The 20,501-nt window shown below is 60.9% G+C and carries 17 protein-coding genes, 6 tRNA genes and 1 other RNA gene; 16 read left to right on the top strand and 8 right to left on the bottom strand.

Annotation, left to right across the window (positions count from 1 at the left end):
* Positions 1-61: 61 nt before the first annotated feature.
* The gene (locus ACUTSC_RS11420) at positions 62-1,291 is read left to right on the top strand and encodes an L-lactate MFS transporter (protein WP_142110311.1); all 1,230 of its coding nucleotides are present in this window, start codon (positions 62-64) and stop codon (positions 1,289-1,291) included.
* A 70-nt stretch (positions 1,292-1,361) separates the two neighbouring features.
* Here the strand turns inward: ACUTSC_RS11420 and glk are convergent, their stop codons facing one another.
* The gene (gene glk, locus ACUTSC_RS11415) at positions 1,362-2,324 is read right to left on the bottom strand and encodes a glucokinase (protein ID WP_197768218.1); all 963 of its coding nucleotides are present in this window, start codon (positions 2,322-2,324) and stop codon (positions 1,362-1,364) included.
* Positions 2,325-2,634: 310 nt separating this feature from the next.
* Here glk and ACUTSC_RS11410 point away from each other — a divergent pair, with 310 nt between their 5' ends.
* A complete protein-coding gene (locus ACUTSC_RS11410; RefSeq protein WP_197768219.1) occupies positions 2,635-3,882 on the top strand; it encodes an ion channel protein in 1,248 nt (415 codons plus the stop codon).
* On the opposite strand, the gene ACUTSC_RS11405 is transcribed toward ACUTSC_RS11410, so the two are convergent.
* Together ACUTSC_RS11405 and ACUTSC_RS11400 are read right to left on the bottom strand one after the other, a co-directional pair.
* Positions 3,879-4,571: an aspartate/glutamate racemase family protein gene (locus ACUTSC_RS11405; protein ID WP_123895532.1), complete on the bottom strand. Its 693-nt coding sequence runs from the start codon at positions 4,569-4,571 to the stop codon at positions 3,879-3,881. The genes ACUTSC_RS11410 and ACUTSC_RS11405 overlap by 4 nt on opposite strands.
* A 66-nt stretch (positions 4,572-4,637) precedes the next feature.
* The gene (locus ACUTSC_RS11400; RefSeq protein WP_016926809.1) at positions 4,638-5,090 is read right to left on the bottom strand and encodes a multidrug/biocide efflux PACE transporter; all 453 of its coding nucleotides are present in this window, start codon (positions 5,088-5,090) and stop codon (positions 4,638-4,640) included.
* Between the two features lie 98 nt (positions 5,091-5,188).
* Between ACUTSC_RS11400 and ACUTSC_RS11395 the strand changes: the two genes are divergently transcribed.
* Positions 5,189-6,058, top strand: coding sequence for a LysR substrate-binding domain-containing protein (locus ACUTSC_RS11395; RefSeq protein WP_197768220.1), 870 nt, complete (start codon positions 5,189-5,191; stop codon positions 6,056-6,058).
* Here ACUTSC_RS11395 and ACUTSC_RS11390 read toward each other — a convergent pair.
* Positions 6,055-7,716, bottom strand: coding sequence for a thiamine pyrophosphate-binding protein (locus tag ACUTSC_RS11390; protein WP_197768221.1), 1,662 nt, complete (start codon positions 7,714-7,716; stop codon positions 6,055-6,057). The two genes, ACUTSC_RS11395 and ACUTSC_RS11390, sit on opposite strands and share 4 nt — an antisense overlap.
* A gap of 189 nt (positions 7,717-7,905) precedes the next feature.
* Here ACUTSC_RS11390 and mgrA point away from each other — a divergent pair, with 189 nt between their 5' ends.
* Together mgrA and ACUTSC_RS11380 are read left to right on the top strand one after the other, a co-directional pair.
* Positions 7,906-8,895 carry an L-glyceraldehyde 3-phosphate reductase gene (gene mgrA / locus ACUTSC_RS11385; RefSeq protein WP_197768222.1) on the top strand — a complete coding sequence of 330 codons (990 nt, stop codon included), beginning with the start codon at positions 7,906-7,908 and terminating at the stop codon, positions 8,893-8,895.
* A 224-nt stretch (positions 8,896-9,119) separates the two neighbouring features.
* Entirely contained in the window at positions 9,120-9,530 is a 411-nt protein-coding gene (locus ACUTSC_RS11380; protein ID WP_197768223.1) for a DUF2502 domain-containing protein, read from the top strand.
* 40 nt (positions 9,531-9,570) lie between these two features.
* Here ACUTSC_RS11380 and ACUTSC_RS11375 read toward each other — a convergent pair whose 3' ends face one another.
* Positions 9,571-10,806 carry an Nramp family divalent metal transporter gene (locus ACUTSC_RS11375; protein ID WP_043147789.1) on the bottom strand — a complete coding sequence of 412 codons (1,236 nt, stop codon included), beginning with the start codon at positions 10,804-10,806 and terminating at the stop codon, positions 9,571-9,573.
* 377 nt (positions 10,807-11,183) lie between these two features.
* On the opposite strand from ACUTSC_RS11375, the gene ACUTSC_RS11370 reads away from it, so the two are divergent.
* The gene (locus ACUTSC_RS11370; protein ID WP_004936373.1) at positions 11,184-12,371 is read left to right on the top strand and encodes a NupC/NupG family nucleoside CNT transporter; all 1,188 of its coding nucleotides are present in this window, start codon (positions 11,184-11,186) and stop codon (positions 12,369-12,371) included.
* 118 nt (positions 12,372-12,489) lie between these two features.
* Here ACUTSC_RS11370 and ACUTSC_RS11365 read toward each other — a convergent pair.
* Both ACUTSC_RS11365 and ACUTSC_RS11360 read right to left on the bottom strand, forming a co-directional pair.
* Positions 12,490-12,565 (bottom strand) — tRNA-Ala (locus ACUTSC_RS11365).
* Positions 12,566-12,625: 60 nt separating this feature from the next.
* Positions 12,626-12,701 (bottom strand) — tRNA-Ala (locus ACUTSC_RS11360).
* A 308-nt stretch (positions 12,702-13,009) separates the two neighbouring features.
* Between ACUTSC_RS11360 and ACUTSC_RS11355 the strand changes: the two genes are divergently transcribed.
* A complete protein-coding gene (locus ACUTSC_RS11355; RefSeq protein WP_197768224.1) occupies positions 13,010-13,795 on the top strand; it encodes a formate/nitrite transporter family protein in 786 nt (261 codons plus the stop codon).
* A 75-nt stretch (positions 13,796-13,870) separates the two neighbouring features.
* Here ACUTSC_RS11355 and gltX read toward each other — a convergent pair whose 3' ends face one another.
* Positions 13,871-15,286, bottom strand: a complete 1,416-nt coding sequence (gene gltX, locus ACUTSC_RS11350; protein ID WP_063988913.1) for a glutamate--tRNA ligase — start codon at positions 15,284-15,286, stop codon at positions 13,871-13,873.
* Positions 15,287-15,580: 294 nt separating this feature from the next.
* Between gltX and ACUTSC_RS11345 the strand changes: the two genes are divergently transcribed.
* The 9 genes from ACUTSC_RS11345 (at position 15,581) to ACUTSC_RS11305 (ending at position 20,497) form a co-directional block, all read left to right on the top strand.
* Positions 15,581-15,656, top strand: a tRNA-Val gene (locus ACUTSC_RS11345).
* Positions 15,657-15,685: 29 nt separating this feature from the next.
* Positions 15,686-15,761 (top strand) — tRNA-Val (locus ACUTSC_RS11340).
* Positions 15,762-15,799: 38 nt separating this feature from the next.
* Positions 15,800-15,875 (top strand) — tRNA-Val (locus tag ACUTSC_RS11335).
* A gap of 7 nt (positions 15,876-15,882) precedes the next feature.
* A tRNA-Lys gene (locus tag ACUTSC_RS11330) sits at positions 15,883-15,958 on the top strand.
* Between the two features lie 75 nt (positions 15,959-16,033).
* Positions 16,034-16,157: non-coding RNA, RtT sRNA (locus ACUTSC_RS11325), on the top strand.
* A 201-nt stretch (positions 16,158-16,358) separates the two neighbouring features.
* Positions 16,359-17,366 carry a Fe2+-enterobactin ABC transporter substrate-binding protein gene (fepB, locus tag ACUTSC_RS11320; RefSeq protein ID WP_197768981.1) on the top strand — a complete coding sequence of 336 codons (1,008 nt, stop codon included), beginning with the start codon at positions 16,359-16,361 and terminating at the stop codon, positions 17,364-17,366.
* Positions 17,367-17,580: 214 nt separating this feature from the next.
* On the top strand, positions 17,581-18,636 hold the full coding sequence (gene fepD / locus ACUTSC_RS11315; RefSeq protein WP_197768982.1) for a Fe(3+)-siderophore ABC transporter permease: 1,056 nt from the start codon (positions 17,581-17,583) through the stop codon (positions 18,634-18,636).
* Positions 18,636-19,673: an iron-enterobactin ABC transporter permease gene (gene fepG, locus ACUTSC_RS11310; RefSeq protein ID WP_049233553.1), complete on the top strand. Its 1,038-nt coding sequence runs from the start codon at positions 18,636-18,638 to the stop codon at positions 19,671-19,673. The genes fepD and fepG overlap by 1 nt, the downstream gene beginning before the upstream one ends.
* A gap of 17 nt (positions 19,674-19,690) precedes the next feature.
* Positions 19,691-20,497, top strand: coding sequence for an ATP-binding cassette domain-containing protein (locus tag ACUTSC_RS11305; protein WP_197768993.1), 807 nt, complete (start codon positions 19,691-19,693; stop codon positions 20,495-20,497).
* Positions 20,498-20,501 lie beyond the last annotated feature (4 nt).

Here is a 20,501-nt window from a genome sequence, read left to right as displayed (position 1 = left end):
CCCCGCAAATTTCAGCCAGCGGCTCACGCCCGGCAACGCACACACAGGAAGGAGACCGGCCATGAACACCAAACCGGCAAATCGCAGCTTAATCGTTCTCGGCACCATCATCTGTCAGATGGGTCTGGGCACCATCTACACCTGGAGCCTGTTCAACCAGCCGCTGGTCGACAAGTTCCACTGGGGGCTGGCGGATGTCGCCACCACCTTCTCCATCACCAGCTTCTTCCTGGCCTTCGCCACGCTGTTCGCCGGCAAGCTGCAAGAACGCTTCGGCATCCGCAACCTGACGCTGTGTTCCGGTATTCTGGTCGGCCTGGGCCTTATCGCCAGCGCCCACGTCAGCTCGCTCGACATGATCTACCTGCTGGCCGGCGTGGTAGTAGGCTTTGCGGTCGGTATCGCCTACATCTCCACCCTGTCCAACCTGATTAAATGGTTCCCGGCCAACAAAGGCCTGATTTCCGGCATCTCCGTCGGCGCCTTCGGCAGCGGCAGCCTGCTGTTCAAATACGTCAACGCCGCCCTGATCGCCGATGTCGGCGTTTCCGGCGCCTTCTTCTACTGGGGCGCCATCGTGATGGGCCTGATCGTCGTCGGCTCCCTGTTGCTGAAAGAGCCGGTGCTGGCGACCAATGCCGCGCAGCAAGGCGCCAACGGTCTGGGTAACGACTACAGCGTGCGTCAGATGCTGGCCACCAAAGAAGCCTACCTGCTGTTCACCATCTTCTTCGCTGCCTGCATGAGCGGTCTGTACCTCATCGGCATCGTGAAAGACATGGGCGTTCAACTGGCCGGGATGGATTTGGCCACCGCCGCCAACACCGTGTCCGCCGTCGCCATCTTCAACACCGCCGGCCGCATCATCCTGGGTACGCTGTCCGATAAAGTGGGCCGTATGCGCGTCATCAGCTTCACCATGCTGGTTACCGTGCTGGCGATTGTCGCGCTGAGCTTCATGACCCTGAACCACACGCTGTTCTTCATCTGTGTCGGCGCGGTAGCCTTCTGCTTCGGCGGCAACATCACCGTGTTCCCGGCGATTGTCGGCGACTTCTTCGGCCTGAAAAACCACAGCAAAAACTACGGCATCATCTACCAAGGCTTCGGCCTGGGTGCGCTGGCCGGTTCGTTCGTCGCCAAATACTTCGGCGGCTTCCACGCCACCTTCATGGTGATTGGCGTTCTGTCCGCCGCCTCTCTGCTGATTACGCTGTTCATCAAAGCGCCGAAGGCGGTGGAAGCAGAAACGGCAGAAACCACCCAGACGGCGGAGCTGGCCAAAGCCTGATACACCGCAAAAACGACAAGGGGCGCAACCTGTGGGTTGCGCCCCTTTTTTTATTGCCCCGCCTCTGAGCTTACAGGTGCATGCCCAGCGTTTGGCGCAGATGCGCGCCGGCACCCAGCAGGCCCGGCTGGCCGTGCGTTATCATGAACACCGGGATTTCGCGCACATAGTCGCGGAAGCGCCCCTTGTCTTCGAAAGCGGCGCGGAAGCCCGAGGCCTTGAAGAATTCCATAAAGCGCGGCACGATGCCGCCGGCGATGTACACGCCACCGAAGGTGCCCAGATTCAGCGCCAGGTTGCCGCCGAAGCGCCCCATAATCACGCAAAACAGCGACAGCGCGCGGCGGCAATCGATACAGCTGTCTGCCAGCGCCCGCTCGGTGATGTCCTTCGGTTCCCATTTCTCCGGCAGGCGGTTGTCCGCCTTGACGATGGCGCGATACAGGTTGACCAGGCCCGGCCCGGACAGCACGCGCTCGGCGGAAACGTGCCCCACTTCCGCGCGCAGCACCTCCAAAATGATGTCTTCTTCTTCGCTGTTCGGCGCGAAATCGACATGGCCGCCCTCGCCCGGCAGGCTGACCCAGCGGCGATCGACGTGCACCAGGTGGGCGACGCCCAGCCCGGTGCCGGCGCCATACACAGCGATCGGTTTGCCCGGTTGCGCATCGCCGCCGCCAAACTGCAGCACGTCATCCGGTGAAAGCATCGGGATCGCCATCGAAACGGCGGTGAAATCGTTGATCACTTCCAGGTGGCTCAGCCCCAGGCTGGCCTTCATCGCTTGGATCGAGAACGCCCAGCTGTGGTTGGTCATCGCCACCCAGTCTTCGGTCACCGGGCAGGCGATCGCGATACAGGCGTCCTGCACCTCGATATCGCACTCTTTCAGGTATTGGCGGATCACCGCCTCCAGACTGTCAAACTCCAGGCCGGAATAGGTTTTCGCCTGGGTAATTTCACCCGTCGCAACAGTGCACAACGCCAGGCGGGCATTGGTGCCGCCAACATCACCCACGAGGGCATAGGTCATTGATTTCGTCTCCGCAAAATGAAAAATAAAAAGCTGTCCACACTGTAAAATCCTGCTGCAAAAACAACAATCACCCGCCTCGGATCTGCACCCCAATAGCGATCCGGATCACAAAAAACGTTTCAGCTGGCCTGCGACGCCACGATTTGAAACAAATTGCGGCAAAAAACGCCCCCCGACAACTGTTAACCGTCATCGGCGCCGGGCAATATCAATGCGTGCCTGCACGCCGATAGTCTGGCAAGCTGTGGCCACTGCCCAATCACCCGCTCTCCCTGCCCTGCCGGGAGGCATCGACAAAGGATTATCCATGCTGCATCCGCGCGCCAATGCCATGTTGGCCTTTGCTTTGCCTGCGCTGATTATCGGTTCCGCCTCCAGTCTGGTGCTGCTGCTGGTGATGAAAGTCGCCGCCGCGCTGCAGCAATGGCTGTGGGTAACGCTGCCCGATGCGCTGAGCCTGGACGCCCAGTCGCCCTGGTGGCCGGTCGCGATGCTGACGCTGACCGGCGTGGCGGTCGGCCTTATCGTGCGCTATATGCCGGGCCACGCCGGGCCGGACCCGGCGACGGAATCGCTGATCGGCATGCCGCTGCCGCTCTCCGCTCTGCCGGGGCTGGGGTTGGCGCTGATCGTCGGCCTGGCCGGCGGCGTCAGCCTGGGGCCGGAGAACCCAATCACCGCCATCAATATCGCGCTGGTAGCGGCCGCCGGTGCGCGCCTGCTGCCGAAAGTGCCGCGCATGGACTGGATCATTCTGGCGGCTGCGGGCACCATCGGCGCGATGTTCGGCACGCCGGTCGCCGCCGCGCTGATCTTCTCGCAAACCCTGGCAGGCAATAACGAAACGCCGTTGTGGGATCGGCTGTTCGCCCCGCTGGTCGCCGCAGCCGCCGGCGCGGTCACCACCCAGATGTTCTTCGTGCCCAATTTCGCCCTGCAGCTCGACGCCTATGACGTGACGCGGCTGCCGGACATCTTCAGCGGCGCCATCGTGGCGCTGATCGCCATCGCGCTCGGCATGGTGGCGCTGTGGTGCTTCCCGCACGTTCACCGCCTGTTCCATTCGATGAAGAACCCGGTGTTGATGTTAGGGCTGGGGGGCTTTGTGCTAGGCCTGCTGGCGCTGGTGGGCGGAGAGATTACCCTGTTTAAAGGGCTGGATGAGATGAAGCGCCTCGCGGCAGACGACGGCTATTCCGTGCCGGCGCTGTTGACCATTACCCTGACCAAGCTGGCGGCGCTGGTGATCGCCGCCGCCAGCGGCTTTCGCGGCGGGCGCATCTTCCCGGCGGTGTTCGTCGGCGTGGCGCTGGGGCTGATGCTGCACCAGCACGTTCCCGCAGTGCCGGCGGCGATCACCGTCTCCTGCGCCATCATGGGGCTGGTGCTGGTGGTCACGCGCGACGGCTGGCTCAGCCTGTTCATGGCGGTGGCGGTGGTGCCGGATCTGCACCTGCTGCCGGTGCTGTGCATCGTGATGCTGCCCGCCTGGCTGGCGCTGGCGGGCAAACCGCTGATGCTGGTGAATCGCCGGCAGCCGCCGCACGACGATTAGGCCAACGCGAACGCCGCGGCGGCGCGGGCGTGGATCGCGGTGGTGTCGAACACCGGCACCGACGCATCCCGCTCGCTCACCAGCAAGCCTATTTCGGTGCAGCCGAAAATAATCCCCTGCGCGCCCTGCTGCTCCAGATCGCTGATGATCCGGCGATACTCGTCGCGCGAGGCGTCGCGAATTTTACCCAGGCACAGTTCGTCATAGATGATGCGGTGTACGATGTCGCGATCGGCGCTGACCGGTGTCACCACGTCGATGCCGTGCAATTCCTGCAGGCGGCCGCGATAGAAGGTCTGCTCCATGGTAAAGCGCGTGCCCAGCAGCCCGACGCGGCGAATGTTTTTTTCCCGCACCTGCAGCGCCGTGGCATCGGCGATGTGAATCAGCGGCAGGCCGCTGGCCTGCTCGACCGCCTCCGCCACCTTGTGCATGGTGTTGGTGCAGATCACGACAGCTTCGGCGCCGGCGGCGCGCAAAGCCACCGCGGCGGCGGCCAGCAATCGGCCGGCGCCGTCCCAATCGCCCTGGTGCTGCAGGCGTTCAACCTCTTGAAAATCGACGCTGTAGAGCACGATTTTGGCCGAATGCAGCCCGCCGAGGCGCGCCTTTACCTGCTCGTTGATGGTGCGGTAATAAGGAATGGTGGATTCCCAGCTCATGCCACCCAGCAAGCCCAACACTTTCATCATTCGTTCCTCAGCATTTCCGACGATCCTCTGACCTTACCTGAGAATCGCCGGGCTGACGACGCCTTATTTGGCGCCGGAATTGATCGGCTGGCGCGCTTCGAACCAGCGCTGGCGCAGCGTGTCGTACAGCCAGTTATAGGCCATGGTGTACGGCAGGAAGAACAGGAAGAAACCGATTTCCAGCATAAACGCCTGTGCCCAGGAGATGCTCAGCATCCAGGCGGCGATCGGCACGCCGATCAGGATAAAACCGGCTTCAAAGCCGACGGCGTGCAGCGCACGCACTTTCAGGTTACGCACCACTCGGCTGACCGGCCACAGGCGGTCGAACACCGTGTTATAAACCATATTCCACAGCATCGCGACGGTGGAGAGCATCACCGCCAACGCACCGACCTGCACCATTGAGCGGTTCAGCAGCCACGCGCCCAGCGGGGCGCAAACCATCACGGCGATGGCCTCGAAACCGACGGCGTGGACGATACGTTCAATGAGAGACTTGTTTTGCAGTTGCATACATCACCTTTTTTCGACAGTTGTTGCGAAAGCCAGGTGATTATCATCGCTTTTTTGGGTAGATTAAAAATAGATTCCATCGATAAAGTAGATAGATCATGCACTATTCCCCGGAAGCGCTGCACGCATTTGTCGAAGCCGCCGCCCTCGGCTCGTTTTCCGCCGCCGCGCGCAAGCTGCGCAAAAGCCAATCCACCATCAGCACCGCCATCGCCAATCTGGAGGCCGACCTGGCGCTGACGCTGTTCGATCGCGGCGCGCGTCAGCCGGTGCTCACCGCCGCCGGCCGCAAAGTGCTGGGGCATGTGCAGGCGATCCTCGCGGCCAGCGAACGGCTCGATGCCCTGAGCATTCAGCTGGCGGGCGAGGTTGAACCGCGCCTGAGCATGGTGTTTTCCGATACCTACCAGCCCAAGCATCACGATCGTTTGATGCAGCTGTTCGAACAGCGCTACCCGGAGATTGAGCTGGAATGGATGATCGCCGAGGAAGGCGACGTTATCGATCTGCTACAAAGCGGCCGCGCGCATTTGGGCATGGTGGAAGTGCAAAAAAGTTATCCGCCGGATATCGCTTTCTCCCGCTTGCCGGAACAGACCGAAATGGGGCTGTTCGTCGCCCATCAGCATCCGCTGGCGCACGTCGCCGCGCCGACGCCGGAGCAGTTGTCCAGCACCCGTCAGCTGATCCTGAATACCTACACCGGCGCCGAAGCGGCCAGACAGGGTGGCCTGGTCTGGTCGGCGCCCAGCTATCTGCTGTTGCTGGAGATGTCGGAACAAGGATTCGGTTGGGCGGTGTTGCCGCACTGGCTGGTGCAGCAATACGGCCACGGCAGGCTCACTCAGCTGCGGCCGCGCGGCTGGCCAAAACTGATTTCGGTGGATGCGGTATGGTCCAAACTGACCCCGCCGGGCCCGGCGGGGTTCTGGATGCTGGAGCGCCTGCTGGGCGACACCCTGCCTTAAGCGGCGGCGTTGCGCGCCTGAATGGCGCGTGAGACGGTATCGAGCAGTTCCGGCATGTCCATCTTCGGCAGCATCACTTCGATGAAGGCCAGCCGATCGTCGTCCGCTACCTCGCGCAGCGCCTGGCGCAATCCGTCCGGTTCGCTGACCCGCAATGCCCTCACCGGCCGCTCGCCGGCCAACGCCGACGGCAACTGCGTCCAGTTCCAGCGCGCGATGTCATTATAACGCTGCTCCGGCCCGTGGATGGCGCGCTCGACGGTATATCCCTGATTGTTCAACACGAAGATCACCGGTTTAAGCCCGTCGCGCAGCATCGAACCCAGTTCCTGCACGGTCAGCTGCGCGGCGCCGTCGCCGATCAGCAATACTGCCCGGCGCAGCGGTTCGGCGGTCTGCACGCCGAACGTCGCCGGCAGGGTATAGCCGATCGATCCCCAGAGCGACTGCACGACCAGGCGGCAGCCGCGCGGTAACGTCAGCGCCGCCGCGCCGAAACAGGCGGTGCCCTGATCGGCCAGCACGATATCCCCGGGCCGCAGGAAATCCTGCATCTGCCGCCAGAAGGCGTGCTGATCCAGCCCTTCCCCATCGCCTTCCGGCAGCGCCGGGCGGACGATCGGCGGCAACGGCCAACGCGACGCCATCGACAGGCTCAGGCGATGCAGCGCCTGCACCGCCTCGCGCATCGGAATGCGGCTAAAGCGCTGCCGCCCGACCCAGGCTTCGAACGGCTGAATATCGATGCATTTTTCCACCGGCAGATGATGCGTGAAACCGGCGGTAATGGTGTCGGTCAAACGTACGCCGACGTTGATCACCACATCGGCATTTTCGATAAGCTGTTTCACCGCCGGATCGCTGGCGCCGCCGCAGTAAGTCCCTACAAAGCCGGCGCGGTTCTCATCCAGTACGCCTTTGCCGAGCAGCAGCGTAGCGTGCGGAATGTCGACCTCCTGCAGCCACTCGTCCAGCGCCGCTTCGGCACCGAAGCGATCGGCCAGGAAGTCCGCCAACAGCGATACCCGCCGCGCCGACAGCAGCTTTTCGCGCGCCGCGGTGATAAACGCCTGCAATGCGCTCTGCGACAGTTTGGCCTGGCGCAGCATCAGCGGCGCCGGTTTACTCGGCAGCGGCACTTGTGCGACGTCGCTGGGCAACATCAGGTAAACCGGGCGATGTTCCAGCAAGGCAACGCCGATCAGGCGGTCTATTTCCATCGCGGCGTTGTCGGCGGTCAGATCGGCCTGCGCGACGGTCACCTCTTTGGCTATCCGGGCGAAGTGGGTGAAGTCACCGTCCCCCAGCGAATGGTGCAGCAAATCACCGGCGCGCTGGGCGCGCTGGGCCGGCGTGCCGACCACGTGGATCACCGGCAGGTATTCGGCGTAGCTGCCGGCCACCCCGTTCAACGCACTCAGCTCCCCCACGCCAAAGGTGGTGAGCAACGCGGCCGCCGGTTTGCAGCGCGCATAGCCGTCGGCGGCGTAGGCGGCGTTCAATTCGTTGGCGCAGCCTACCCAGGTGATGTGCGGATGAGCGAGAACGTGATCGAGAAATTGCAGGTTGTAATCCCCCGGCACGCCGAAGAAATGACGGATGCCGATTTGGGCCAGACGATCGAGCAGATAATCGGCCACCGTATAGGTCTGAGTCATGATCATCACCTGTCTGCAGCTGGAGCGGTTATCTTTAAGTATCGAAGATGCCGTTCAAATTTCGAACAAACGCTCCGGCCTCGATCGGCAACCTGGCGTTACATGCCGGCGCTGTGATCGCTCCCCCGGCAGCGCGGTGTGAAAACGTATACACTCAGAGCACTTCACCTCTCGCCGACAAGGATAACTATGTCCTACCAAGCCTCCCCCTCGCGTTATCAAGATATGGAATACCGGCGCTGCGGCCGCAGCGGGCTGAAGCTGCCCGCCGTCTCGCTCGGGCTGTGGCACAACTTCGGCGACGCCACGCTGTACGACAACGCCCGCGCTCTGATCCGCTGCGCCTTCGATCGCGGCATTACCCATTTCGATCTGGCCAACAATTACGGCCCGCCGCCCGGCGCCGCCGAGGAGAACTTTGGCCGCATACTCAACGCCGATCTGCGGGCCTGGCGCGATGAGCTGATCGTCTCATCCAAAGCCGGTTACACCATGTGGCCCGGCCCCTACGGCGATTGGGGCTCGAAAAAGTACCTGGTCGCCAGCCTCGATCAGAGCCTGAAGCGCATGGGGCTGGACTATGTGGATATCTTTTATCACCACCGGCCGGATCCGGACACGCCACTGGAAGAAACCATGGCGGCGCTGGATCTGCTGGTGCGCCAGGGCAAAGCGTTGTACGTCGGTCTGTCCAATTACCCGGCCGAACGCGCACGGCAGGCGTTCGACATTCTGCAGCGGCTCGGCACGCCGTGTGTGATCCACCAGCCGAAGTATTCGATGTTGGAACGCACGCCGGAGGTGGGATTGCTGGATACATTGGCGGAGCATGGCGTCGGGTCGATCGCCTTCTCGCCGCTGGCGGGCGGCCTGCTGACCGACCGCTACCTGCACGGCGTTCCGCAAGATTCCCGCGCCGCCAGCGGCAGCCGCTTCCTGCAGCCGGAGCAACTGACCGCCGAGCGGCTGGACAAGGTGCGCCGCCTCGATGCGCTGGCGCGGCAACGCGGGCAGAAGCTGTCGCAGATGGCGCTGGCCTGGGTGCTGCGCGGCGATCGCGTTACCTCAGTACTGATCGGCGCAAGCAAGAATGCGCAGATAGAAGACGCGGTAGGCATGCTGGCCAATCGTCACTTCAGTGAAGAAGAGCTCGTTCAGATCGAGCAAATCCTACTGTAATCGTTTACAAATAACGCCGCTCAATCGAGCGGCGATGTCCCAGATAAATCTCAAATCTTGGCCTTCGTCGCCGTTTTCAGAGTGGCTCTCAGATTCAACCCTATGCGCCAGCGCTATGATGCCGATATTGCAGCAAAAATAACGATAAGGCCGCTTTTTTAAACTGATGAACGCGCTTCATAAAGTGACAAACGGCCAGGCCGCGCAAGCGGAAAGGAGAAGTCATGTTTAAACCTCTGCTCTTGGCCGCCATCTTGGCGGCGACGGTACTGCCCGCCGCACAGCAAGCGCACGCCGAAGGGATCAGCATCGATCTGATGCCGGGCGTTTCACTGCGCATCGGCGATCAGGACAATCGCGGCCGTTACTGGGACGGTTACGACTGGCGCGATCGCGACTGGTGGCAAGGCCATCAGGGGCGCTATCTCGGCGACCGCAGCCGTCGCGGTTACTACTGGGACGGCTATCGCTGGCGCGACCGCGACTACTGGCGCAAACACTATTACTATCATGAAGGACGCTATCGTAAATACGACAAGCATTACGATAAGCACCATTGGAAGAAAGAGAAAAGACACCACCACGATCATGACCGCGATCGCTGGCGCCGCCACGGCGATGACGACCGCGATTAACGGCGACGGGCCGGCACCATGCCGGCCCGCGTTTTTTTGCCTACAGCACGCTGCCGATCAGCAGATAGCCGTTCAATCCCACCACCACCAGCACGATCAGCTTGCCCAGGTTTTGCACCACTGGGCCGTTGACCATTTCCCCCATCAGCGCCCGATTGCCGGTGAAAGCCAGCAGCGGCACCAGCGCCAGCGCAATGCCGAAGCTGAGCAGCACCTGGCTCAGCACCAGAATGCGCGTCGCGTCCATCCCCAGCATGATGACGATAAACGATGGCAGCATGGTCACCGCGCGCCGCAGCCACAGCGGAATATGGAAATGCACGAACCCCTGCATCACCACCTGCCCCGCCAGCGTGCCCACCACGGTGGAAGAGAGGCCGGCAGCCACCAGGCTCAGGCCGAACACGGTGGCAGCGGCTTGCCCGAGCAGCGGTTGCAGCGTCAGATAAGCCACGTCGAGATCGGCGATGCCGCTGTGGCCGCTGAAATGAAACGCGGCGGCGGCGGTGGCCATCATCGCCAGGTTAACGAAACCGGCAATGGTCATGGCCACGGCGACATCGACTTTGGTGGCGGCATAGCGCTCCGCCTTGTCGTGCTCGCCGCCGATTTGGGTGAGCGACGAATGCAGGTAGATCACATGCGGCATGATGGTGGCGCCCAATACCCCGGCGGCCAGAAATACCGCATCGCCGTTAGGCAGATCGGGCAGCGCCATGCCCTTCAGCAGCGGCGCGAGCTGCGGCTGGGAGAACGCCAGCTCGACGATGTAAGCGGCGGCGACAAACAGCAGCAGGCCGCCAATCACCCGCTCCAGCGGCTTTTGCCCGCGCTTTTGCAGCATCAAGATTAAAAAGGTGGCGATGCCGGTCAACACCGCGCCCTGTAACAGGGACACGCCGAGCAACAGCTTGAAGCCGATCGCCGCGCCGATAAACTCGGCCAGATCGGTCGCCATGGCGATGATCTCCGCCTGCACCCAATAGGCCCACACCGCCGGCCGCGGAAAGCGATCGCGAATATGCTCGGCCAGGTTTTTCCCGGTGGCGATGCCCAGCTTGGCGGACAACAGTTGGATCAGCATCGCCATCACGTTGGCCCAGACCACCACCCACAGCAGGCTGTAACCGAACGAGGCGCCGGCCTGGATGTTGGTGGCGAAGTTACCGGGATCGATATAGCCGATAGCGGCGATGAAGGCGGGCCCCATCAGCGAGAGTTTGATTTTTCTGGCGGAGCGACCGGAGGTGGTTTCAACCACGCGACTGTTCAGCATATGTTGAACCCTTACTGAAATTACGTTTATCTCCACTCTATATAAATGATAATAATTATCAAGCGCATTTAGAGCGGTAAAACTTATCTCTGTAATAGCCAACATTAACGGTTTTATCGAAGGGTTCAGCGCGGAGCTTGCCGATTTCCGTGCTTTTCTGATGGGATTTGGGCTGCAATACCCCTGAAAGACAGGTTAGCACAAGAATACGAATTTCCTATTGCCGCTTTAACGTCTTGATTTTTTATGCTTTTGCGCAACACTTTAGGAGAACTCCCGCTATGATTTTCCATATTTGCAATAGAAGTCTCGTTTTTAAACGTAGCGTTACATAAAATGACAGCCGAAATTCAGCCTGCCTCAAATTTGGAGCAAACATGTCCCATATTGCGCACTTTGCGTTGGCGATAGTGGTGGTGGCGATCCTGGCCCTGTTGGTGTGCCGCGATCGTAAAAGCATCCGCATTCGCTATGTTATTCAACTACTGGTTATCGAAGTACTGCTGGCCTACTTTTTCCTGCATTCGGAAGCGGGTTTGGGCTTCGTAAAAGGATTTGCCGCGCTGTTTGACAAACTGCTCGGGTTTGCGGGACAAGGGACTGATTTCGTATTCGGCGGCATGGGCGACAAAGGCCTGGCGTTCTTCTTCCTGAAGGTGCTGTGCCCGATCGTCTTCATTTCGGCGCTGATCGGTATTCTGCAGTACATCAAGGTGCTGCCGTTCATCATCCGCATTATCGGTACCGTGCTGTCGAAAGTGAACGGCATGGGCAAGCTGGAGTCGTTCAACGCCGTCAGCTCGCTGATCCTGGGCCAATCCGAAAACTTCATCGCCTACAAGGATATCCTGGGCAAGATGTCGGAAAAGCGCATGTACACCATGGCGGCGACCGCGATGTCTACGGTTTCCATGTCCATCGTCGGCGCCTACATGACCATGCTGGACGCCAAGTTCGTGGTGGCGGCGCTGGTATTGAACATGTTCAGCACCTTTATCGTGCTGTCGCTGGTCAACCCGTACGACACCAATAAAGAAGAAGAGCTGCACCTCGGCAACCTGCATGAAGGCCAGAGCTTCTTCGAAATGCTGGGTGAATATATCTTGGCCGGCTTCAAAGTAGCGATTATCGTTGCCGCGATGCTGATCGGCTTCATCGCCCTGATCGCCGCGCTCAACGGTGTGTTCAGCGCCATCTTCGGCCTGAGCTTCCAGGAAATCCTCGGCTACTTCTTCTATCCGTTCGCCTGGATCATGGGGATTCCTAAACACGAAGCCCTGCAGGTTGGCAGCATCATGGCCACCAAGCTGGTTTCCAACGAGTTCGTGGCAATGATGGAGCTGCAGAAAGTGTCTGCCGAGCTGTCGCCGCGCAGCCTGGGGATCCTGTCGGTGTTCCTGGTGTCCTTCGCCAACTTCTCTTCCATCGGCATCGTGGCCGGTGCGATCAAAGGCCTGAACGAACACCAGGGGAACGTGGTGTCGCGCTTTGGCCTGAAGCTGGTGTACGGCTCTACGCTGGTCAGCATCCTGTCCGCTTCCATCGCAGGCCTGGTGCTGGGCTAAGCCTCGAACCTACTGCGATAACAAGGCGCCTACGGGCGCCTTTTTTGTTGGCCTGCATTCAGCGAAGGTGAAATGACGCAAAGCAAAAAGCCGACCCTAAGGTCGGCTTTTTAAATGGTGGTGGAGCTAGACGGGATCGAACCGTCGACCTCTTGCATGCCATGCAAGCGCTCTCCCAGCTGAGCTATAGCCCCACAAAAGTGGTACGCTTTGACCGGCGTTACGGTATTCCCCAACCTCTCTGAGAAGAAGGTTGGTGGAGCTAGACGGGATCGAACCGTCGACCTCTTGCATGCCATGCAAGCGCTCTCCCAGCTGAGCTATAGCCCCGTTCCACAATCACTTTGTGCTGTGAACGGGGCGCATAATATGAAACCCACTCAAAGCTGTCAACGGCTAAATTGAATTACTGAATCAAGCGTTGAAAAAGCCGCCAAATCAGCATGTTTGGCACCAAAAAATCATCACTTTGCGCAGAGTTCATCCATTTTGCGCGCTACATCTCAAAGTGGCAAAAGACCCTGCATATCACGTTGATTTTTAATTAACGGAATGTTAGCGAAATGCGCTTGAGTCGGACTCCCGAGCGGCATAGACTGCCCGCGCCATAAACTTCATCACTATAAACCGAGTCCGTCATGTCTTTGCATTCACCAAAAGAAATCGCCGCCCTCGCCGTTCAGGCCGGGGTAAACAAAAGCCGCGCCCCTCTCGCTAATCTGTTGATTCTGGGCTTTCTCGCCGGCGCCTTTATCGCCACCGGCTTTCTGCTGGATATTCACGTCATCGGCACCCTGCCGGCCGAATGGGGCTCTTTCGGCGCCCTGTTGGGTGCCGCGGTCTTTCCTATCGGTTTGATCCTGACCATTCTGGCCGGCGGCGAACTGCTGACCGGCAACATGATGACCTTGCCGATGGCCTGGTTTGCCCGCGAAATCCCCGCCATCGCCGTGCTGCGCAATTGGTTTTGGGTCACCCTGGCCAACCTGGCCGGCAGCCTGGCCGTCGCCTACTTCTTCGGTCATTTGCTGGGCCTGACCGAAGGCGCGTTCTTGCATAAGACGCTGGCGATCGCGCAGGCCAAAGTGGATGCAGACTTCCTGCACGCCTTCATTTCCGGCGTCGGCTGCAACTGGCTGGTGTGCCTGGCGGTGTGGTTAGCCTTCGCCAGCAAGGATGTGCCGGGCAAAGTGATCGGCATGTGGTTCCCGGTCATGGCTTTTGTCGCCATCGGCTTCCAGCACGTGGTGGCGAATATGTTCATCATCCCGGCGGCCATCTTTGCCGGCGGCATAGGCTGGGAGCAGTATTTGCCCAATTTCGTCGTGGTATTTCTCGGCAACGCGCTGGGCGGCGCCGGTTTTGTCGGGCTGATGTATTTCCTCGCCTACCGCCCGGGTTTGCCGGCCGGCGAGCAAGCCTGACACACCGCCATGGAAAAAGCCCCGGGATCGCTCCACGGGGCTTTTTCATTTATGGCGTCTGGCGTCTCAGCCTAATCAGGCTTGCGCTTCGCGCTCGGCGATGTAAGCCAGCGCCATATCGATACGCTGCAGCGAACGCTTCTGGCCGATCGCATGCACAGTCACGTCCATGCCCGGCGACTGGCCGGCGCCGGTCACCGCGACGCGCAGCGGCATGCCGACTTTACCCATGCCGACGCCCAGCTCATCCGCCGTGCCCTGAATGGCGTCATGCACATTTTCCGGCGTCCAGACGGTGATGGCGGCCAGCTTGGCGCGCACTGTTTCCAACGGCTGACGCGCCACCGGGCGCAGGTGCTTCTTGGCAGCGTCTGCGTCGAACTCGCTGAAGTCTTCGTAGAAGTAACGGCAAGACTCCGCCATCTCTTTCAGCGTCTTGCAACGCTCGCCCAGCAGCTTGACGAGGTCTTTCAGTTCCGGGCCATTGCGGGTTTCAAGGCCCAGCTGCTCAACGTGCCATGCCAGATGCACCGCCACTTCTTCCGCCGGCATATGGTTGATGTAGTGGTGGTTCAGCCACTGCAGCTTCTCGGTGTTGAACGCGCTGGCGGATTTGTTGATCGCTTCCAGCGTGAAGAACTCTTTCATCTCATCGATGGAGAAGATCTCCTGATCGCCGTGGGACCAGCCCAGACGCACCAGGTAGTTCAGCAGCGCCTGCGGCAGATAGCCGTCGTCGCGGTACTGCATAACGCCCACCGCGCCGTGACGCTTGGACAGCTTTTTACCGTCGTCGCCGAGGATCATCGACACGTGCGCGTATTCCGGCACCGGCGCGCCCAGCGCTTTGAGAATGTTGATTTGGCGCGGGGTGTTGTTGATGTGGTCTTCGCCGCGGATCACATGGGTGATTTCCATGTCCCAGTCATCGACGACGACGCAGAAGTTATAGGTTGGCGAACCGTCGGTGCGACGGATGATCAGATCGTCCAGCTCTTGATTGCTGAATTCGATCGGGCCGCGAATTTTGTCGTCGAAGATCACCGAGCCTTCCTGCGGGTTGCGGAAGCGCACCACGTGCGGCTCGTCGTCGGTGTGGCTGCACTGGCTGTCGCGGCAGTGGCCGTCGTAACGCGGCTTCTCGCCGTTTTCCATCTGCTTCTCGCGCAGCGCTTCCAGACGTTCCTTGGAGCAATAGCATTTATAGGCCGTGCCCTGCTCCAGCATCTCGTCGATGACCGCGTTGTAACGATCGAAACGCTTGGTCTGGAAATACGGGCCTTCATCCCAATCCAGGTTCAACCAGTTCATGCCATCCATAATTGCGTCGATCGCGTCCTGGGTAGAGCGTTCCAAATCGGTATCTTCGATACGCAGAACGAACTCACCGCCCGCATGGCGGCTGAACAACCAAGAGTAAAGTGCGGTACGCGCGCCGCCGACGTGAAGATAGCCGGTCGGGCTCGGTGCAAAACGGGTTTTGATTTTCATTGGGTTCACTGCCTTATTACGCAACGCGTGTCGGCGATGGCCGACGATTGCTCGGAATTGAAAAAAGAGTGGACGACATTGTATCACCACGCGCTAATTCCTCAACGCCGACACGATATTGCACCGGTCGATTTCGCGCGTTTTGCGGCGAGTTTCGCATAGCGTTGCGCAAAGAATCGGCGGCGCTGGCGATAATTATCGCGCCCTGCCTAAATTTGCGGCGAACGATTGAAATCACTTTAAAAACCGTTGACTCACTTTGAACTATCCCTATAATGCGACTCCAACAAGACGGGGCGATTAGCTCAGTTGGTAGAGCATCTCCTTTACACGGAGGGGGTCGGCGGTTCGAGCCCGTCATCGCCCACCATCTTGTTGAGAAAAAATGAGAACGAATGAGGGTGATTAGCTCAGTTGGTAGAGCATCTCCTTTACACGGAGGGGGTCGGCGGTTCGAGCCCGTCATCACCCACCATCATTATCTCGTTTAGCAGTACCTGGAAGTCCTGAAGTGGGTGATTAGCTCAGTTGGTAGAGCATCTCCTTTACACGGAGGGGGTCGGCGGTTCGAGCCCGTCATCACCCACCACTTCTGCGGGTCGTTAGCTCAGTTGGTAGAGCAGTTGACTTTTAATCAATTGGTCGCAGGTTCGAATCCTGCACGACCCACCAATTCAGAGAAAAGCGCCTTTTGGCGCTTTTTTCGTTTCTGCGCCACCTAAACCCGACTTCATCTTCTTGCCGACAGAGTTCACCGAGTCGTGCAGGATGAAGAGCCGTAGAGGTTCGAGCATCGCGCAGCGATACGACAACGCGCAGCGTTGCCCGCAGGGTGAGGCCACAGGCCGAATCAATCCTGCACGACCCACCAATTCAGAGAAAAGCGCCTTTTGGCGCTTTTTTCGTTTCTGCGGTTCGCCCCCCCCTTTTCTTCTTTATCCAGCCACCACGCGCTGAGATACGAATGGTTATCATTTTGGCGACTTGAATGGTAAATTAGCGGGCATCCACCACGCAGCCAATCCGCCGCCGGATTGATACGCCTTAGTTCAAGGAAAGAAAGAGCCCGCTCATGACCCTATCCTTACGCCAGCTGTTCATTGCATTTATCGCCACTTCCAGCCTGCTGCTCAGCGGCTGCGGCCCGGACGAGAAGAACGACGGGCAGAAACCGTCCGCCCCCGCTGCCGACAGCAGTTGGCCGCGCACCATCGACAGCGCCAAAGGGAAATTCACGCTGGAAAAACCACCGCAGCGCATCGTGTCCACCAGCGTCACCATCACCGGCACGCTGCTGGCGATCGACGCCCCGGTGGTCGCCAGCGCCGCCACCAGCCCGAATCCCCTGGTGGCCGATAAACAAGGCTTCTTTACCCAGTGGAGCGAGGTGGCCAAACAGCGCCACGTCGAACGGCTGTACCAGGTGGAGCCCAATGCCGAAGCCGTCGCCGCCGCCGCGCCGGATTTGATTGTCGTCGCCGCCACCGGCGGGGATTCGGCGTTGAAACTGTATGACCAGCTGTCGGCCATTGCGCCGACGCTGGTGCTCGACTATGGCGACAAGAGCTGGCAACAGTTGGCCAGCGAGCTCGGCGAGATCACCGGCCATGAAGCCGGCGCCAAACAGGCGGAAGATCGTTTCGAACAGCGCGTGGAGCAAGTGAAGCAGGCGATCGCGCTGCCGCCGCAGCCGACCACCCCGCTGGTGTATGCCGACAACGGCCGCGAGGCCATGCTGTGGACGCCGGGTTCCGCCCAGGGCAAGCTGCTGACCCAGCTCGGCTTCCAACTGGCCACCCCGCCGGAAAGCGCCAAAGGCAACGCCAGCATGGGTAAACGCCATGACATCATCCAGATCTCCGGCGAAAAAATGGCCGAGGGCCTGAACGGCAAAACGCTGATCCTGTTCGCCACCAACGAGCGTAAAGTGCAAGAGGTGCTGACCAACCCGTTCCTCAAACATCTGGAGCCGGTGGAACAGCGGCACGTCTACGCCGTCGGCAACGACACTTTCCGTCTCGATTACTACAGCGCCACCAACATGCTGAACCAAATCGAACGGCTGTTCAAAAAGCCCTGAACCACGCCGTCGGCGGGCCAACCTCCTGCCGACGTTTGCCATAAACAGGGCAACCGTTCACATTCAATCAATTGAAATATCAATAGTTATTAACATCGTCAATGCACCTGCGCCACCAACCGGCGGGTGCATGCGGGCGTAAACTCGTGCTACTATTAGCACCCGCATGAACGCAAATAACAATGAGAATAAAAATCATACAGGAGTTACCGGTGTGAACGTACCCACTCCGACTGAGCGGACGCTTTCGTCCGCACCGCACGCAGCTTACGCCAGTGGCTTCAAACGCATCGCCGGGTTCGGTATCGGCTTGGCGCTGTTGCTGCTGTGCATCATTGCCAGCCTGATGCTGGGTTCCAAAGCCATCCCCTTCCATACCGTCTGGCTCAGCCTGCAGGGCGCCGCGAGCGGTTCCGACAGCACCATCATTCTCAACGCCCGGGTGCCCCGTACGCTGGCCGGCATTTTGGCCGGCATGGCGCTCGGCGCCGCCGGCGCGCTGATTCAGGCGTTAACGCGCAATCCGCTGGCCGATCCCGGCGTGCTCGGCATCAACGCCGGCGCCAGCTTCGCCGTGGTCATCGGCATCATGTTTTTCGGCGCGGCCACCACCGAAAGCTATATGGCCTACGCCTTCGTCGGCGCTGCCCTCACCACCCTGCTGGTCTACCTGATCGGCACGCTGGCGGGCGGGCGCATCAACCCGGTGCGGCTGACGCTGGCCGGCGTGGCGATCGGCGCGGTGCTGATCGGCATCACCACCGGGCTGTCGCTGATCGATCCGCAAACCTTCGACCAACTGCGCTTCTGGCAGGCCGGCACACTGGATATCCGCACGCTGTCCACGCTGCCGGTTACCGCCCCCGCCATTTTGCTCGGCTGCCTGCTGACGCTGCTCATCGCCCGGCCGCTGAATACCATCGGCATGGGGGAAGATCTGGCTATCGCGCTCGGCGCACGCGTGGTGCTGACTCAGATCGTCGCGGTGATCGCCATCACGCTGCTGTGCGGCGCGGCAACCGCCACCGTCGGCCCAATCAGTTTCATCGGCCTGATGGTGCCGCATATCGCCCGCTGGTGGGTCGGCCCCGACCAGCGCTGGATCCTGCCCTACTCCATGCTGCTGGCGCCGATTTTACTGCTGTGCGCCGACGTGGTCGGCCGTCTGCTGGCGGCCGGTGAGCTGCGGGTATCCATCGTGGCGGCCTTCATCGGCGCGCCGGTGCTGATCTGGCTGGTGCGCCGCAAGAAAACGCTGGGGGGTCTGTGATGAGTCTGCCGCACACGCTGCATATCGGCCGCCCGGACGGCGTCATCAACTGGCGCATGCCGCTGCGCCTGCTGTTGGTCAATCTTTCGCTGCTGGCGTTGTGCCTGGCAATGGCCGTTGCCGCGCTGTGCTACGGCACGCTGCAGCTTTCGCTGGAACAGGTCTTTGCCGCGCTCAGCGGCGAGGCGCCGAAAAACCTGGTCACCGTGGTCACCCAATGGCGCTTGCCGCGTATCGCCATGGCGCTGTTGTTAGGCGCCGCACTCGGCATGAGCGGCGCCATCTTCCAGTCGATTATCCGCAACCCGCTCGGCAGCCCGGACGTGATTGGCTTTAACATGGGGGCTTACACCGGCGCGCTGATCGCCATCACCCTGTTCAACGGCGGCTATTACTACATCGCCGGCGGCGCGCTGGCCGGCGGCATTCTCGCCGCGCTGGCCATCTACCTGCTGGCCTGGCGCCAAGGCATCGCCGGCTTCCGGCTGATCATCGTCGGCATCGCCATCAGCGCGGTGCTGGTCTCCACCAATACCTGGCTGATCATCACCGCCTCGCTGGAGCGCGCCATGGACGCCGCCATGTGGCAGGCCGGTTCGCTCAACGGCATGACCTGGCAGAAAGCCCAGCCCGCCACGGCGTTCATCGTGCTGGCGGCCGCGGCCGCGCTGCTGATGGGCAAACGGCTGCAGCTGCTGGAAATGGGCGACGACACGGCGCGCGCGCTGGGCGTGAACGCCGAAGGCAGCCGGCTGTGGCTGATGCTGTTCGGCGTCACCCTCACCGCCGCCGTCACCGCCACCGCCGGGCCGATTTCCTTTATCGCGCTGGCGGCGCCGCAGATCGCCCGCCGCCTGGCCGGACAATCCTCGGTCACCCTGACGTCCTCGGCGCTGATGGGCGCGACGCTGCTGCTCGGCGCCGACGTGGTGTCCCAACATCTTTTTGCGCCGATCCAACTGCCGGTCGGGGTTGTGACCGTCTGCATCGGCGGCCTGTACCTGATTTGGCTGCTCATCCGTGAGGCCCGCAGATAATGAAAAGTGATAACGCCATGAGCCACCGCCTGCACGCCTCGCACCTGAAGCTGGGCTACGACAATAAAATCATCGCTGACGATCTGAGCGTAGCGATCCCCGACGGCGCCTTCACGGTGATCGTCGGGCCGAACGCCTGCGGCAAATCGACGCTGCTGCGCGCCCTGTGCCGCCTGCTGAAACCCAGCGCCGGCGAGGTAATGCTGGACGGCAAGAATATCAGCAACTTCGCCACCAAGGCGCTGGCGCGCGAGCTTGGCCTGCTGCCGCAAACCTCGATCGCACCGGACAGCATTACCGTGGCGGACCTGGTGTCGCGCGGCCGCTATCCGCACCAAAGCCTGCTGAAACAGTGGACGCAGGCCGACAAACAGGCGGTGGGAGCCGCCATGGCGGCCACCAACGTCAGCCAGTTGGCGGATCGCAGCGTCGACGAGCTGTCCGGCGGGCAGCGCCAGCGCGTCTGGGTGGCGATGGCGTTGGCGCAGCAAACGCCGCTGCTGCTGCTGGATGAACCGACCACCTATCTGGACATCGCGCACCAAATCGAGCTGCTGGATCTGTTCCGCCAGCTCAACCGCGAGCGCGGCCAAACCCTCATCGCGGTGCTGCACGATCTCAACCACGCCTGCCGCTATGCCGATCATATCATCGCCATGCGCGACGGCAAGATCGTGGCGGAGGGGAACCCGGCGGAAATCATCACCGCCGAGCTGGTGGAACGGGTGTTCGGCATGCCGTGCATGATCATCGACGATCCGCTGTCCCACACGCCGCTGGTGATCCCGCGCGGCCGCTACCACTGCGACGCGCCGCAGGCATGAAAAA

The organism is Serratia sp. TSA_105.2, from assembly GCF_052692115.1.
Note: the sequence above shows the minus strand (reverse complement) of the source record. Positions and strands in the feature narration are given on the sequence as shown.

Bases quoted from the DNA above. Each gene is read 5' to 3' on its own strand.
- ACUTSC_RS11395 (WP_197768220.1), top strand. From the start codon at position 5,189: ATGCACTATTCCCCGGAAGCGCTGCACGCATTTGTCGAAGCCGCCGCC.
- ACUTSC_RS11355 (WP_197768224.1), top strand. From the start codon at position 13,010: ATGTCTTTGCATTCACCAAAAGAAATCGCCGCCCTCGCCGTTCAGGCC.
- ACUTSC_RS11375 (WP_043147789.1), bottom strand. From the start codon at position 10,806: ATGCTGAACAGTCGCGTGGTTGAAACCACCTCCGGTCGCTCCGCCAGA.
- ACUTSC_RS11405 (WP_123895532.1), bottom strand. From the start codon at position 4,571: ATGAAAGTGTTGGGCTTGCTGGGTGGCATGAGCTGGGAATCCACCATT.
- ACUTSC_RS11410 (WP_197768219.1), top strand. From the start codon at position 2,635: ATGCTGCATCCGCGCGCCAATGCCATGTTGGCCTTTGCTTTGCCTGCG.
- ACUTSC_RS11380 (WP_197768223.1), top strand. From the start codon at position 9,120: ATGTTTAAACCTCTGCTCTTGGCCGCCATCTTGGCGGCGACGGTACTG.
- ACUTSC_RS11305 (WP_197768993.1), top strand. From the start codon at position 19,691: ATGAGCCACCGCCTGCACGCCTCGCACCTGAAGCTGGGCTACGACAAT.
- fepB (WP_197768981.1), top strand. From the start codon at position 16,359: ATGACCCTATCCTTACGCCAGCTGTTCATTGCATTTATCGCCACTTCC.
- ACUTSC_RS11390 (WP_197768221.1), bottom strand. From the start codon at position 7,716: ATGACTCAGACCTATACGGTGGCCGATTATCTGCTCGATCGTCTGGCC.
- mgrA (WP_197768222.1), top strand. From the start codon at position 7,906: ATGTCCTACCAAGCCTCCCCCTCGCGTTATCAAGATATGGAATACCGG.
- gltX (WP_063988913.1), bottom strand. From the start codon at position 15,286: ATGAAAATCAAAACCCGTTTTGCACCGAGCCCGACCGGCTATCTTCAC.
- ACUTSC_RS11370 (WP_004936373.1), top strand. From the start codon at position 11,184: ATGTCCCATATTGCGCACTTTGCGTTGGCGATAGTGGTGGTGGCGATC.
- ACUTSC_RS11420 (WP_142110311.1), top strand. From the start codon at position 62: ATGAACACCAAACCGGCAAATCGCAGCTTAATCGTTCTCGGCACCATC.
- glk (WP_197768218.1), bottom strand. From the start codon at position 2,324: ATGACCTATGCCCTCGTGGGTGATGTTGGCGGCACCAATGCCCGCCTG.
- ACUTSC_RS11400 (WP_016926809.1), bottom strand. From the start codon at position 5,090: ATGCAACTGCAAAACAAGTCTCTCATTGAACGTATCGTCCACGCCGTC.
- fepG (WP_049233553.1), top strand. From the start codon at position 18,636: ATGAGTCTGCCGCACACGCTGCATATCGGCCGCCCGGACGGCGTCATC.